Genomic DNA, 14,878 nt, shown 5'->3' with positions numbered 1-14,878 from the left:
AACTTTAGATTCCCTGCACCAAATTTGGAAATTTTTGATTCACAAAAAGGCAACATTAATACAAATACGCACTGCAAAGGTGCAACACAACATCACATCGCCTGTTTTATCCCACGCCAGCGCCCGCCGTCATTCTGGTACGCAAATTGCTCAATCAGTCACATGCATGTAAAAGGAGAAGAGAATGAAAGCATTGGTGATTGGCGCAGGTATCGGCGGCCTTAGCGCGGCAGTGGCGTTACAGAACGCGGGCATCGCGTGTCAGGTATTCGAAGCAGTAAAAGAGATCAAGCCGGTCGGCGCGGCGATCTCCATCTGGCCCAACGGCGTGAAGTGTATGAACCATCTGGGGATGGGCGAGATGATGGAAACCTATGGCGGTCCGATGCGCTTTATGGCTTATAAAGATTACCGCAAGGGCGAAACGCTGACGGCGTTTAGCCTCGCGCCGCTGATCGAGCGAGTGGGAGGACGCCCGTGCCCGGTATCGCGGGCGGAATTACAGCGCGAAATGCTCAATCACTGGGGACGCGACCGGGTGCAGTTTGGTAAACGGGTCAACGAAGTGGAAGAGCATGCCGACGGTGTGACGGCGTGGTTCAGCGATGGCACCTGCGCCCACGGTGATTTTCTGATTGCCGCCGACGGCAGCCATTCGGCGCTGCGCCCGTATGTGTTGGGCTATACGCCAGAGCGTCGCTATGCAGGTTACGTTAACTGGAATGGCCTGGTGAAAATCGATGAAGCCATCGCGCCCGCCGAGCAGTGGACAACCTTCGTGGGTGAAGGCAAGCGGGTGTCACTGATGCCTGTCTCCGACGGTCGCTTCTACTTCTTCTTTGACGTGCCGCTACCCGCCGGGCTGGCCGAAGATCGCAGCACACTGCGCGACGATCTGACGCGCTACTTCAGCGGCTGGGCACCGCCGGTGCAACGGCTGATCGCTGCGCTGGATCCGCAAACGACGAACCGCATCGAGATCCATGATATCGAACCGTTCGACACGCTGGTACGCGGTAAAGTGGCGCTTCTGGGCGATGCCGGACACAGCACCACGCCGGATATCGGCCAGGGCGGCTGCGCAGCGATGGAAGATGCAGTGGTGCTGGGAAACCTTTTCCGCGAGCAGAGCGACATCGAAAATGTGCTGCGTCAGTATGAAGCGCTACGCTGCGACCGGGTGCGCGATCTGGTGCTCAAGGCGCGCAAACGCTGCGATATCACCCACGGCAAAGATATGGCACTCACGCAGGCGTGGTATCAGGAACTGAAAGAGGAGACCGGCGAACGCATTATCAATGGCCTGTGCGATACCATTCAGGGCGGGCCGTTAGGCTGATGCGCCAACGCTCTGCATCGCTTCCAGCACCTGGGTCAGTTTTTGGATCGCCATTAGCGCCGGGCGGGAAAGCTGGCGCGATGGTGCGGTACAGAGCGCTAGCGTCAGCGGGCGCAGCAGTTTGTTGCGCAGCGGCACAAACGCCAGTTGCCCGCTTTTTACTTCATCCAGAACATCCAGCAGGCTCAGTACCGTGATACCGCTCCCCTTCAGCACCAGCGACTTAATCAACCGGATGTCATTACAGCTGATGGTATTCGACGGGGCGAGATCGTAGTGGCGATAAAGCATGCCAACACGTTCATGCACAATGAGCGGCGCACCGGGCAGAATATGCCGCGCCTCGCTCAGCTCGCCCAGCGATAACGCCGAAGCGGTTGCCATTTCGTGATCCGCACGCATCACCACGCCCATCTCCAGCTCGGCGAAGGCCAGAACATTCAGCCCTGATTGCCCTTCCGGATCGAGGATCAAACCGAAGTCGAGATCGGCCTGCCGCACTCTCTGGCTAACGGTATGGCTGTCCGCGACCCGAAGTTCCAGCTCCAGCCACGGTTGCCCGGTGATAATGTCGGCCAGTGCGCTGGCAAAGCTCCCCTCCGCCAGCGCCTGCACCATTCCCACACTGACGGTACCGCGTTTCAGGCCTTGCAGCTCATCAAATTTTTGCCGCGTGAGCTGAAACTCTTTTTGCCAGCGCAGCAGATTGTCATACAGCAACTCGCCGGCACTGGTCATGCGTAAACCTTCCGGCAACCGCTCAAACAGCGGCGTACCAAACTCCTCCTCCGCCTGCAAAATCTGTCGGTTAATCGCCGATGCGGAGATATGCAGTTTTTCTGCGGCGCGGCGCAGGCTGCCGCTGCGGGCAACTTCAGCGAAATAGACGGCGAAACGGGAAAATGGACTCATGCTGCACCTGTACACTTTTTTGCAACGCCATAGTGAATTAATGGCGATGGATGTGAACACCCTAATATGACAACAATAAAGTTACAACAATTAAACAATAGCTTTTCCGTGAGCAGGAAGGACGACCATGAAAACAGCACTCCCCACCCCACCCGCCCATTGCACCTTCGAGCCGGAGGACTGGTTACGTCTGGCAAAATGCTGGCATCCCGTCGCCCGTGCCTGCGATATTGGCGCAGCGCCGGTGAAAGCCACGCTGCTTGATGAACAGCTCGTGATTTATCGCGTGAAGGGCCAGGTGGTGGTCGCCCGCGATGTCTGCCCGCACCGCGGCGTGCCGCTGACGCTCGGTTTCCACGATGAAGAGGGCATCGTCTGCCCCTACCACGGGCTACGTTTCGGTGAAGATGGCCGCTGTAACCGCATCCCTTCCAGCCCCGATCAGCCAGTACCGGCGAAACTCAACCTGTTGACGTTTGCCGTTGAAGAGCGCTTTGGCCTGATCTGGACCTGCCTGGCGTTTGACGCGGAGAACCCGCAGCCGCTCCCGACAATGCCGCACTGGGATGATGAAGGTTTTCAGCAGATCAACTGCCCGGCCTTTGAGGTGAACGGCTTTGCTGGCCGCCAGGTGGAAGGCTTTCTCGATGTCGCCCACTTTGCGTGGATCCACACGGACACGTTTGCCGACCCCAATAACCAGTTCGTTCCGGATTACAGCCCGCAGGAAACCGAGTTTGGTTTTATTGCTGATTACTGGAGTTCGGTCGGCAATTATCCGGCGAGTTCTGACTATCGCGCGCCGGAAGGTTTTCGCTGGCTGCGCCATTTCGAGATGCACCTGCCGTTTACCGCCACGCTAACGATTCATTTTCCCGGCGAGGCGCGGCTGGTGATCATGAATGCCGCCTCGCCGGTCTCCTCGCGCATTACCCGCATGTTTGCGCCGATCGCGCGCAATTTCGATCTGCATATCCCGATCGAGGAGGTACAAGCGTTCAACTTGCGCGTGTTTGAAGAAGATCGCCTGATGGTGGAGACACAACGGCCGGAAAGGTTGCCGCTGGATCTGACGCTGGAAGCCCATATTCCGGCGGACAGAAGTTCGATTGCCTATCGCCGAGGCCTGAAAAAAATGGGCTTTGGCGAGTTCTTTCTGGTGTGAGGTGTGCGATGAATGACGTGCTGAACGTGGTGGTTGATGGCTTGTGGCGCCAGGGCGATAAAAACCTCGCTGTGCGACTGGTCGCCGCCAATGGCGAACCGCTTCCAGGCTGGCAGCCTGGCGCACATATTGATGTGCATCTGCCATGCGGCCTGATCCGCCAGTATTCGCTGACCGGGGAGAGCACGACGGAAAGCTACTTGATCTGCGTGGCACAGGAAAGCGCCTCACGCGGCGGCTCACGCTATATCCATCAGACGCTACGCCCCGGCCAGACGCTGATGATCTCAGCGCCGCGCAACCTGTTTGCGCTACGCGATGACGGCCCGGTGCTGCTGCTCGCTGCAGGGATTGGCATTACGCCACTCTATGCGATGCTGCTGCAACGGGAGGCGCAAGGTGTGCCGTTTACACTGCACTATTTCGTCAAACGGCGAGAAGAGGCAGCATTTGCGCGCGAACTCGACCATTCGCTGACGCACGGAGTTTGTCTCATTCACTGCTCCTCGGAAGGCAAAAGCCCGCGGCAGACGCTGGCGGCAACGATCCCCGCTCCCGGTGCCGGGGAGCGCATTTATACCTGCGGCCCGGCGGGTTTTATGGCGGCGGTAAGAGAAGTTGCGGCGGCAAAAGGCTGGGCGGAAACGCAGATCCACAGCGAAGCATTTGCGCCTGTTGCACCCGTTGTGGCGTCGCAACAGGAAGAGACCTTTACCATTACGCTGGCCTCCAGTGGGGAAAAATGGCCCGTTCCGGCCAACAAAAGCATTGCGCAGGTGCTTCAGGATAATGGCGTGGCTGTGCCGCTTTCGTGCGAGATGGGAATTTGCGGTGCCTGTCTGACCCCGGTACTTGATGGCGTGGTCGACCACCGCGATACGGTGCAATCGGCAGCAGAGAAAACCGCCGCCACACAGCATATCGCGCTATGTTGCTCTCGCAGCCACTCGCGGGATTTGGTGATTGATTTGTAGTCGCCGTGGCGGCAAAACCGGCAGCGTTGTTCCGGGGCCGAAGCCTGATGCTTCGGCCCCGGGTATTTTTCACCGTCAACATAGCGTTTAGCGCATCTCTTAATCCGCCAGGCGCTACAACAGAGTGTGGGAAATCTCTTTAATGGCTTTCAGATCCGAGCCAAAACGCATGATGGCATCGCGGTGCTTTTCCAGCTCGCTGTAGGGCAACCAGGCCATATTAAGATCGGTAATGCGGCTGAAGGCCGGGCGCTGTAGCTGGCTTTTAACGTCGTTCTCGCGGCTGTCCGGCGCCACCAGAAAAAGCTCGGTCGACGCGGACAAATCATTGCCGTTGAGTGCCAGATCCAGCATCCGGCAGATCCCCGAGTAGATGGATGTTGAATGCTCAACTTCAAATGCCGCCGCCACCTGGCCACCTTCGGGTTTCAGCCACAGGACATCGATCAGACGCGTCGCTTCAGAACCCTTTACCGACAGGATATGTTCCGGCAGTGCTTTCAGACAGCCATGCGACAGCGCCACGCCCTGGTGCAAACGGCTGCGGTCGTTGGCGGCAATCCATACGTCGTAACCGAGCGCTTTGCCGATATCCCGCAGCCAGGCCTGGATTTCCGTGTGCGTACGTTCATTTTCCCCCTCCTGTATTTGCGCTTTATTTTGCGCCACCGGCGGACGAGCCGCCTCCAGATATGCATTCCAGTCCGCATCGGCAACGGCGGAATTTTCCAGCGGCGGCGCAGGATAGCGACCCGAACCGATATCAAAAAGCAGCCCGCCAATAGCCCCCAAATCGTTTGACAGTAACTCGCGGTACTGTGCGTTCAAATTCAGGATCCCCTGACGCATAGCGAGAAAATGCGGCCAACTGCCAAGTTTAACTTTCGCGCCGGTAAGCGCGTTATAGCCATTCACAATGGCGGTATTAAACGGGGGAATGTGCGTGGGATGGAGAAAATAGAGCAGATTCGCGACCGCCGGTCCGAGACCTTTAATTTTCAACGCATCGATAGCATTGATATGTTCCACAATTTCATCTGCACGCGCCGCGCAGGAGCAGTGATGCAGAAGCCGGGCAAAGGCTTTCTGGTTGGCGCTGTTTTCATAAATATCCGGAATGCGCAACTTCGGTTTCCACAGAAAAGCGTGATCGGCACCTTTGAAGATCTGCTTCTGCTCGGCAATGGAGTGAACAATCGTCTCCAGCGAGGAACCGCGGTAAGCAACACCAAATTTTTCCTGCTCAATTTCATCCACTACTACCGCAATGCCGCTGCGGATCGAGCGGAAGTTTTTCAGCCTCTGCTCCCACAAAAACCACGTCTGATAGGTGGCTTCGGGATCGTTGCGCCAGCGTTGAATTAAACGACGAACGCGATCTGAATGTACTGACTGACGCTGTGGAACAGCATTTTCCATGACCATAACCAGATTGTGTTAATTATCGAAGAGCGGTGCAAACCGCATGCCGGGCAAAAAATCTGCTCTGGTATTCAACAGCGGCATCGCAAGGGAGAGGTTGATATCTGTCAAGATAATGCGGGAGGAGGTGAAAACAGGTGAATGGGTTTTAATTAACACTGTTTTTCGGAGTGTGTTTACCGTTTTTACGAGGATTCAGTAACAACCTGGCGAGACCTAAGAAAGAGAGCGTTTAGAATTCTTGTCACGTTAAAAATTCTACAGCGTCATCACATTATTCAGTCGTCCCTCAAAATAAATGGCTAATTGCGACAATGTCAAATTCCAGCCCTGGATCGGCATTGTCCATTTTTCCTGTGCGTTCATTATCCCCACATAAAGCAGCTTCAACAGACTGTTTTCATTCGGGAAAGCGCCTTTAGTTTTCGTCAGTTTCCTGAACTGACGGTGTACCGATTCGATAACATTCGTGGTGTAAATGACTTTGCGGATATTCGCCGGATAGCGGAAGTATGCTGACAGATTTTCCCATTTGCGACGCCACGACTGGAGCACTACCGGATACTGCTGGCCCCATTTGGCCTCCAGCTCATCCAGCGCCGTTTCTGCGGCTTCTTTCGACACCGCGCGATATACCGGTTTCCTGTCGGTCATGAAGGCTTTATGGTGCTTTGAGGCCACGTATTTAATCGAGTTACGGATCTGGTTAATGACGCACAACTGAACCTCTGTCTGCGGATAAATGCTGTTTATTGCCTCCGGGAAGCCGGTCAGCCCGTCCACGCAGGCAACCAGAATGTCTTCAACACCACGGTTTTGCAGGTCACTCAATACGGATAACCAGAAGTTAGCGCCTTCACTTTCCGACAGATACAGGCCCAGAACTTCTTTTTTGCCTTCCAGATTCAGCGCCAGAACGGTATAAACCGCTTTGCTCTGATAACGGCCATCCTCACGGATTTTATAGTGAATAGCGTCCAGCCAGATGAAGGGATAAACCTTCTCCAGCGGGCGCTGTTGCCACTGTTTTAGTTCAGGGATGACTTTATCGGTTACTGCACTGATGGTGGCGGTGGACACGCTGAAGGCATATAAATCTTCAATCTCCCGGCTGATGTCCTGGTAGCTCATCCCCAGTGCAAACAGGCGAATGATCTTGCGTTCGATCTCGTCGGACAGCGTGATCTGGTGCTTCTTCACTAACCGGGGTTCAAAAGTACCATTACGATCACGCGGAGTTGCCAGTTCAAAGCTGCCGGTAGGGGCTTTAATGGTCTTTTTGCCGGAGCCATTTCTACGGTTAGCTTCAACGTCCTGAGCCAGATGAGAGTCAAGTTCAGCGGCCAGAGCGGCTTCAGTTAACTGTTTGATTAATGGCGTTAAGATGCCATCTTTGCCGGTGAGTGCCTGACCGGACTGGAGGGCCTTAAGCGCTTTGTCAAAATCGAAGGGCTGGGACATGTGTCATTCCTTTTTAATTGTATATTACTGGAATGACACAGAATTTCTAACACTCCCGCGCTCTATGGACGGGCTCTATCACCGATAACCGCAATACGATACCAGAAGCAGCCGGAGCGAGTCATCATATGGCTCCGGCAGAGATCATACTTTTCAAAGCTGTATGGTGATAAGTTGCCATACCGTGCTAATATAAGTATGTTGATAATAGAAATAAATAGCAAAACTTAATATCTTGTTTTTAAATTATTTTTTATATCTGAAAATAATCCTATACGTATTCGCGGGCGAGTTCAAAAATCACTCACCTCTATGCCTGTAACAGGTGTAGCACCGATACGGGATGTTGTAGCTGATTCCTCAACGTGGTTCATCCTTGATAACGAAAATCTTGCCTGACTAAGGGTTCAAAATTCTGCTCCCAAAGTTCTTTCTGCCACTCCTGCCAATCTTTAGGCGTTGTTCAGCGAGCCAGACAATTGCGAATGGCATGGATTGCTATATTAAAATCGGTAGGTGAGAGCTCATCGAAATTGACTTGATCCAGCGGCAACGTTTCCATGATTTTTTCGTGGATTGCCGGATACGTTTCCTGTAAGGCCTCATCAAATAACGCTTCCATGAGATTAGAGGCCTGCCGATTAAGGCCGATATCCAAATTTCTCACACCACTATTTTTACCTTCAGGTTTCAAGCCTACGAAAAAAAAGCCCCCATAGCTACCTCATCAAAATAATTTTATCTTTCTGTGCTTGAGACAGAGTTTTTACAAAATCTAAAAATATCTTTTGAACTCCAATCGAATATCTTTCCTCTCTACTAAAAAAGCGTCTTCAAATTTTATTGTATTATTTCAATTCAATTTAACAGGAGAAACCGTGTAACCACTGATTAAAAATGCCCTGCATTAATTATAGTTTCGGTATTATTGTTGAATAATCGCCCTCCCGGCATCACCGCTTGCCAGTGCCTGTATCGCGGCGGCTGCGGTGGTTATTATTCATGCCAATGCCATTGCCATGAAGGCAATAACATTTAAGTCCACTCCAGTGAACCATCCTTAAGTACCCAGACTGCGCCCCCCGGACATGCCTCATCAAAAAACCAGATACCATCCTCCATCTCTGGTTCTGTCAGGGGGAACGCCCGTCTGAAAAGTTCAACCTGCTCCTCAACACTTCCTTCAAGGAACTTACCGTGCTTGGCAAGTCTAATTCGTCCATCATTCAAAAGCCGTTTTAATACCCAAAAAAATAATTCTCTTCGTTCACTAAAAGTAAAGCCAGGTGGACAGGGATCTGGTACTGCATAACATAAAATTGCATCAAGAGTTTGGCCCTCAGCCGCATCTGCCAGTTCCTTATATTCCTTTTCACTTAGCTCACTAATCATTTAAATTTAATCTCCACACGCGTATATTTATTCCCTAATTCACTGAATTTTTGACTATTCCGTATATCAATAGTCCAACGAGCACCTGTCTGAGCTTCGGACGTAGATACATTTCTGAGTGTTATCACCGATCCATCTGGTAATTTTGAAGTATAGATCCCCTCCCTCACTTCATTCAGTGGCGTTTCTCCTGCAAGTTGCTGTGCATAATTTCGTATTTGATCATCACTAAGATTTTGACTTTCATAAACTTTTGTCGTGCCATAGTTATTACTGGCCTCTCCCTGACGGATAGTCTGGCCATCTATTGTAAGGTCTTTTGATGGATTGCTTTTGTCAAAAATATCACTTAATTCATTAAACCGATTTTGCTGCTGTTCCCTTGCGCGAGCATTCTCCTCATCTTCCGGCCCATGACCTCCCGGCGTTCCTGAACCTGCACCGCCCAGCGCTGCTTTTTCCTCATCCGTCATATTCCCTGCGACATTTGGTGTCGACTCCTGATCCGGATCATCCGAGGAGCACACACGTCCAAATGTGCACTGGGTGGCTTTATCGATGGCCTGACCCAGTTCCTTCAGTTTCTTCGTTAACCCCGATGCAGCGTCTTCTTTCGCTTTTGCTATCTCCACATCGCCTGGTGTGACGCCATACGGAACAGGCCGTTCCTCATCACTCATCGCGTTGTTTTCAACTGTCGTTTTCCCGGCCTGTGCTGCTGCAACCGCACTGGCACCACTGTCTCCCACCAGTGCACCCGCAAGACCCGACGCTAATGTGGCCAGCGCTGAAACGGTCTGTTTCTGCTCCTCGCTCAGTTGGCTGACATCTTTTATGCCCCAGGCGTCGAGGGCAATGATCCCGGCCAGTTCCCCCGTCGCCGCCCCTGCTGCCGCACTGCCTGCATCCTTCCCGCTGGCGGCAGCCAGCGCGGCGTTGACCACCGCGTGCGCCAGAACACGTCCGGCAGGATTGCTTTCCGGGATATGCGCGGCAATTTCGTTTGCAATATACGGCGCGGCAGCCCCGGCCAGCACAGATTTGATATCGCCGCCCGCCAGTGCCTGTATCGCGGCGGTGGCGGCGGTGATGCCGCGTTGCAGGGAGCTTCCCGTACCGTATGCGGCCTCTGCTGTCCGGCCTGCCTGAGCAGCGATTTCCTCTGGCGCAGGATTGCGTTAGCGTTGAATCGCCCCCTTGTACCCACAGCGAAAAGCAGACATGACTTAGACTGATGACAAAGGAGTTCAAAAATGACAGGTGCGGATTTCCGATACACTTACATCGGTCTGACACTATTTCCCACACAAGATGGTGACCCGGGTCTGCAGTTCGGCCTCATGGCAATGTCATCTCGCACCGGAAGTGCATTATGGTTGATAATCTTCATATTCCCAGAAACTGAATCTACTCAATTTTATTGCAGCTTTTGACCAATCCCTATCATCACAGGCGATGATCTTTTTTTCTAAGTAAGAAAGTATCTCATCATAATCATAGACTTCGATAATGATCATTCCCTTACCAGACAGAACCTTATTTGATGCAAGCTCTTGTTGAAGCCAAACTGGCGTACATACCAGCATATCAAAAGCTTCTGCACCGTCTTGATCTTTAGGTCCTATCATTACTCTAACCCAACAACTGAAATTGACAGGGTCAGTTGGCCAATAGTTTATTAAACTGTCTTCCAGTTCCAGCGATCTTAGGCTTTTCAATTCAATATTCATTTGGTTATATCCAGATGCCCATTGCTAATAGGTCTTCCTGTTGGCGTAAGTTTTTGTTCAAAATTAGCCTGAACTCCCGTTGTGGCGTGAGGACTATTAGGTTTGGATGACGGTGGGCGGTAAACTCTCAACCCATCAGAACTTACCCAAGCAGTGCCATCACTAGATACTCGATATCCGGGCCCTACCCATGCTTCACCCAATGCATTAGCATCCTTAGCAGTCGCCTGACCTAAACCAAAATTACCTTTATTTCCTTTTGCAGCATCTCTCAATATACCTATCTGCTCTTCGACAGGAAGGGAAGCGATGTTACTGATATCGGATTTATTTGATTGAGTCTCTGTACTCCGTGTCTTCGCTTCATCCTCAGGCCCCCAGCCTCCTGGTGTTCCCGAACCAGCCCCACCATATTCAGCCTTTTCCTCATCCGTTAGATTCCCTGCGACATTTGGTTTCGACTCCTGATCCGGATCATCCGAGGAGCACACACGTCCAAATGTGCACTGGGTGGCTTTATCGATGGCCTGACCCAGTTCCTTCAGTTTCTTCGTTAACCCCGATGCAGCGTCTTCTTTCGCTTTTGCTATCTCCACATCGCCTGGTGTGACGCCATACGGAACAGGCCGTTCCTCATCACTCATCGCGTTGTTTTCAACTGTCGTTTTCCCGGCCTGTGCTGCTGCAACCGCACTGGCACCACTGTCTCCCACCAGCGCACCCGCAAGACCGGACGCTAATGTAGCCAGCGCTGAAACGGTCTGTTTCTGTTCTTCGCTCAGTTGACTGACATCTTTTATGCCCCAGGCGTCGAGGGCTATTATCCCGGTCAGTTCCCCCGTAGCCGCCCCTGCTGCTGCACTGCCTGCATCCTTCCCGCTGGCGGCAGCCAGCGCGGCGTTGACCACCGCGTGCGCCAGAACACGCCCGGCAGGATCGGTTTCCGGGATTTGCGCGGCAATTTCGTTTGCAATATACGGCGCGGCAGCCCCGGCCAGCGCAGATTTGATATCGCCGCCCGCCAGTGCCTGTATCGCGGCGGTGGCGGCAGTGATACCGCGTTGCAGGGAGCTTCCCGTACCGTATGCGGCCTCTGCTGTCCGGCCTGCCTGAGCAGCGATTTCCTCTGGCGCAGGATTGAGATTCCCTTTGCCGATCAGCGTTTCTTTTGCCGCCGCCAGTGCCGCCGGATCGCTCACAGCTTTCGCTTTCGCTATATCACCTTCCGTACGGGCGATATCAGCCACCTGCGTGCCAATCTCGCTAATCATCTGCGCGGTTTGCAGGCGGCGTTGTTCTTTTTCCTTGTCGAAAATCGGATCGATGCTGCCGTTGGCATGCACGGTGTCGCGGCTCAGCGTGTTCACATCCTGCTGCTGGCTGGCCTGGTCGCGGATCACAATCGCGCCGTCAGCCACCGCCGACTGCGTGGTGCCCTCCGCGTGCCCCTTACCGCCCCCACCGGCCAGCAGGGCGTTCGCCATGTTCCCGAGAACATTACCCGGTACGCTGCCGCCGGTGCTGAACCCGGCACCCTGATGTTCCGTTTTGTAGTCGGCTTTATTGTTGATATCGGAGAAGCCCAGCGTTCCGGTATCAAGGCTGTTTTTGTCCGGTGTGGCGGTGGAAGTGATAACCGCGCCATCAAGCTGCGTATGATTACCGACGGTAATATCGAAGCCGCCTTTGCCCGCGTAGATCCCGGTCTGCTCCTGCACCGAGTCGTAATTGCTGTTCATTTTGTCGCGGCTGTAGCTGAAACTGCCGCCCGGGCCGCCGCCGCCAAAGGTGTAACTCAGCCCGGCGCTGATACTCTGCTGTTTACTGTTGTAGTTATTGCTGTCCTGCTGCCGCCCCCTCGCCAGTGATAGCTGTCGCTTTCCCGTTCGCATCCACCCGGTTCGCCCCGGTGGTCACGGTTAAGTCCTTCGCATGGATGGCGGCATTCACTTCGGTGGCGCGGGAGATAAGGGATAATGCGTCGCTGCCGCTGGCATTCAGCCCCTGGCCTTCGACGGTGATGGTGCCTTTTGTCACCTCGAGCGATGAGAGGTTGCCCGCCGCGTCAAACTGCGGTTTGCCGGTGGTCAGGGTGGCGTTCGGCGTGTTGATAAAACCGCAGCCGTTACAGGTGATGCCGTACGGGTTGGCGACCATCACGTTCGCCGCCTTGCCCGCCACTTCGGTATAGCCCTGCAACTGCGATCGGCTGCCGCCGGTCACTTCGTTGATAATGCCCTGCGCTTCCTGCCCGGCGCGCAGGTTCGGGTTGTTCTGGATAAGCCCGCCAAGCTGCGTCTGCGTCAGTTGCCCGGTGGCGTTATTGAGGATCAGCCCCTCGCTGCCGACGTTGTAGTCATGAAACTGGTTGTGCGAGATGCCTGCCCCATTCGGCGTGGCGATATTGACCACCGGCACGCCGTTGCCGGCTTTATCCATGGTGGCCGGGCCAGTCGGCGTGATGGCTGCCGCGAAGGAAGGTGCCACGGGCTGCCAGACCAGCAGGCCGATAATCAGCCAGCTGAGTGCGCGCTGCGAGAAACGAACCGGTTTATCGGTATTCATCCTTGTCTTCCTTTAAAAAGTAACAGCCACACGCCAGTTAACGGTCAGGTGATCCGGGCCGAGCCAGTCCGGGTAACGCAGCGGTGTGCCAACGGTGATCTGGCTGGCGAACCCGCGTCCTGCGCTGCCAATCCCCGCTGACGCGCCCCATAGCGTGCCGGAGGCATAGCGATCGAGCCGGTCTTTTTCCAGCCAGCCTCCATCCACTGCCGCCGTGGCGCTGATCTGCCCGAGTACCGGCAGCGTGAAGAGGGTGTAATTCACTTCGTTGCGCCAGTAACCGCCGTTATCGCCGGATATGTACTGCTCTTTGAAACCACGCACCGAGCTTTCACCGCCAAGCGTCAGGCGTTCGCTGCCGTAGAGCCGGTCCGGCGACCACTGCGCATACAGACTGGTGAGCCAGACCATGTCGGTACTGAACGGGCGCTGGAAGCTGGCGCTCAGGCTACCTTTGCGGAACTGCGCGCGCGGTTCATCGCCATTTTTGCCTTCATCGGTTTCAGCGTTAAACCACGGCATACCGTGGCTGAATGTCGGGTTGAAGGTCGCCACACCGCCCAGTATTTTTTGCGTATGGCTGATGCCCAGTTGCAGGCTGGAGAGATTGCGCGAGCTGCTGGCCAGCGGGGCATCGTTAAGCCAGTTGCGTGAGGAACGCTGCGTGACACCAGCGGTAAATGCGGTTTTGATATTGCCGTTGCGTAACACCACCCACGAACCGTTCAGGCGGTGCGTTCGGGTGTCGCCGGTGGAGATCCACGGAAAGCCCTGATTGATGAGGGTGGTACGGTAGTTGCTCCATGCATAGCTGTAATCGAGCAGGCCGTAACCGTATGGTATGCTGAACCCGGCCTGAAAATTTTGCGCGTCATAGCCGGTGGCGAAATCGCTGCTGCGCCCGCCGCTCACCTGCCACTGTTCCGCCAGCCCCAGCAAATTACTGGCGGTCAACGAACTATTTAATTGATCGTCACCGGTACTTTTCTGCCCGCTGTTATCCAGCGAAACAAAAGCACTTAACGGAAATTCCGGTGTGGCGGTTAAATTCACGGTGGAATAACCGGGTTCGCTGTCCGGCACTATTTCAATCTGCACCGGCTGACTGCGCAGACGGTTAATCTGCTCCATGCCCTGTTCAATATCCCGCAGATTGAGAACTTTTCCCTCCAGTCCCGGAAATACCATTTTCAGCATGCGCGGGGATTCACCTTCCAGACGTATATGGCGTAATTTTCCTTCCAGCACGACAATGCGTAATTCACCGTGGGATAAATCCTGCTCGGTAAGAAACGCGCGGCTGGTAATATAGCCCCGGCTGATATACCAGTCGGAAATCGCGGCGGTCAGTTCGGTTATTTTCGCCATATTCAGGCACTGGTTCTGCCAGGGTGCCGTCAGTTTCTGCTGTGCTTTTTCGCTGATAAGCGTCACACCGGAAAGCGTAATCGTATGGATGGTAAAACAGGGACCGCCTGGCTGAGAGGCAGACGTGCTCTGGCCTGAACGTGGCAGCGTAGTGCTGCGCTCCAGTTCATCACGCTGCTGCTGGCTCTGACGAAGCAGCTGTTCCTGCTGTTGACGGACTGCATCACGGTCTGCCGGAGATAATGGCGCCGCCTGTGCCGTAAACGCGAGCAATAAAAAAAGAGCCGAACTACGAATGTAATTCAACGGTGGTATCATCCTTGCCATAAAGCAAATTAATCAACGAGTCTGTTTTAATTTCCCATTTAAGGATGCCATCAAAGAGAAAAAATAGAAACAATTAATATTTCTGGAATACCGCCATTGCATTTGTCAGTTTGGCTTTGGATGTGAATTTTATACTGCGCTTATCCTGGCATGCTGGATCGAATCTGAGCTATTCGTGCTATCTTCACGAAAGTAGTCAACCCCAAATAAAACTTAAAGAAAA

12 protein-coding genes and 1 pseudogene are annotated in these 14,878 nt (G+C 53.9%); 3 read left to right on the top strand and 10 right to left on the bottom strand.

Annotated elements, in window-relative coordinates; all coding sequences use genetic code 11:
- Positions 1-184: 184 nt before the first annotated feature.
- Entirely contained in the window at positions 185-1,339 is a 1,155-nt protein-coding gene (hpxO, locus tag BM427_RS04140; protein ID WP_090119467.1) for an FAD-dependent urate hydroxylase HpxO, read from the top strand.
- On the opposite strand, the gene hpxR is transcribed toward hpxO, so the two are convergent.
- Complete coding sequence (gene hpxR, locus BM427_RS04135; RefSeq protein ID WP_139234378.1) at positions 1,331-2,251, bottom strand: LysR family hpxDE operon transcriptional regulator HpxR; 921 nt, start codon at positions 2,249-2,251, stop codon at positions 1,331-1,333. The two genes, hpxO and hpxR, sit on opposite strands and share 9 nt — an antisense overlap.
- Positions 2,252-2,378: 127 nt before the next feature.
- On the opposite strand from hpxR, the gene hpxD reads away from it, so the two are divergent.
- Together hpxD and BM427_RS04125 are read left to right on the top strand one after the other, a co-directional pair.
- Positions 2,379-3,416, top strand: coding sequence for a molybdenum cofactor-independent xanthine hydroxylase subunit HpxD (gene hpxD, locus BM427_RS04130; RefSeq protein ID WP_090119465.1), 1,038 nt, complete (start codon positions 2,379-2,381; stop codon positions 3,414-3,416).
- Between the two features lie 8 nt (positions 3,417-3,424).
- Complete coding sequence (locus tag BM427_RS04125; protein WP_090119463.1) at positions 3,425-4,390, top strand: PDR/VanB family oxidoreductase; 966 nt, start codon at positions 3,425-3,427, stop codon at positions 4,388-4,390.
- 114 nt (positions 4,391-4,504) lie between these two features.
- Here the strand turns inward: BM427_RS04125 and BM427_RS04120 are convergent, their stop codons facing one another.
- The 9 genes and pseudogenes from BM427_RS04120 to BM427_RS04085 all read right to left on the bottom strand — a co-directional run bounded on the left by BM427_RS04120 (position 4,505) and on the right by BM427_RS04085 (position 14,646).
- Entirely contained in the window at positions 4,505-5,809 is a 1,305-nt protein-coding gene (locus BM427_RS04120; RefSeq protein WP_090119461.1) for a type II restriction enzyme NmeDI-related protein, read from the bottom strand.
- A 261-nt stretch (positions 5,810-6,070) separates the two neighbouring features.
- The gene (locus tag BM427_RS04115; protein WP_090119459.1) at positions 6,071-7,273 is read right to left on the bottom strand and encodes an IS256 family transposase; all 1,203 of its coding nucleotides are present in this window, start codon (positions 7,271-7,273) and stop codon (positions 6,071-6,073) included.
- 463 nt (positions 7,274-7,736) lie between these two features.
- Complete coding sequence (locus tag BM427_RS25650) at positions 7,737-7,940, bottom strand: hypothetical protein (RefSeq protein WP_152406439.1); 204 nt, start codon at positions 7,938-7,940, stop codon at positions 7,737-7,739.
- Between the two features lie 368 nt (positions 7,941-8,308).
- Positions 8,309-8,665, bottom strand: a complete 357-nt coding sequence (locus BM427_RS04110) for a DUF596 domain-containing protein (protein WP_090119456.1) — start codon at positions 8,663-8,665, stop codon at positions 8,309-8,311.
- Entirely contained in the window at positions 8,662-9,702 is a 1,041-nt protein-coding gene (locus BM427_RS25645; RefSeq protein ID WP_244316594.1) for a VENN motif pre-toxin domain-containing protein, read from the bottom strand. Before BM427_RS25645 ends, BM427_RS04110 begins: the two co-directional genes overlap by 4 nt.
- 333 nt (positions 9,703-10,035) lie before the next feature.
- Complete coding sequence (locus tag BM427_RS04100) at positions 10,036-10,395, bottom strand: immunity 8 family protein (protein ID WP_090119452.1); 360 nt, start codon at positions 10,393-10,395, stop codon at positions 10,036-10,038.
- Positions 10,392-12,287: a VENN motif pre-toxin domain-containing protein gene (locus tag BM427_RS04095; protein WP_090119450.1), complete on the bottom strand. Its 1,896-nt coding sequence runs from the start codon at positions 12,285-12,287 to the stop codon at positions 10,392-10,394. The genes BM427_RS04100 and BM427_RS04095 overlap by 4 nt, the downstream gene beginning before the upstream one ends.
- A pseudogene (locus BM427_RS26215) lies at positions 12,250-12,960 on the bottom strand (filamentous hemagglutinin N-terminal domain-containing protein); the annotation flags it as partial. The pseudogene BM427_RS26215 and the gene BM427_RS04095, both read right to left, overlap by 38 nt.
- Before the next feature lie 12 nt (positions 12,961-12,972).
- Positions 12,973-14,646 carry a ShlB/FhaC/HecB family hemolysin secretion/activation protein gene (locus BM427_RS04085; RefSeq protein ID WP_090119448.1) on the bottom strand — a complete coding sequence of 558 codons (1,674 nt, stop codon included), beginning with the start codon at positions 14,644-14,646 and terminating at the stop codon, positions 12,973-12,975.
- Between the last annotated feature and the right edge of the window lie 232 nt (positions 14,647-14,878).

Origin of the sequence: Kosakonia arachidis (assembly GCF_900116535.1) — a bacterium.
Taxonomy (GTDB): domain Bacteria; phylum Pseudomonadota; class Gammaproteobacteria; order Enterobacterales; family Enterobacteriaceae; genus Kosakonia; species Kosakonia arachidis.
Note: the sequence above shows the minus strand (reverse complement) of the source record. Positions and strands in the feature narration are given on the sequence as shown.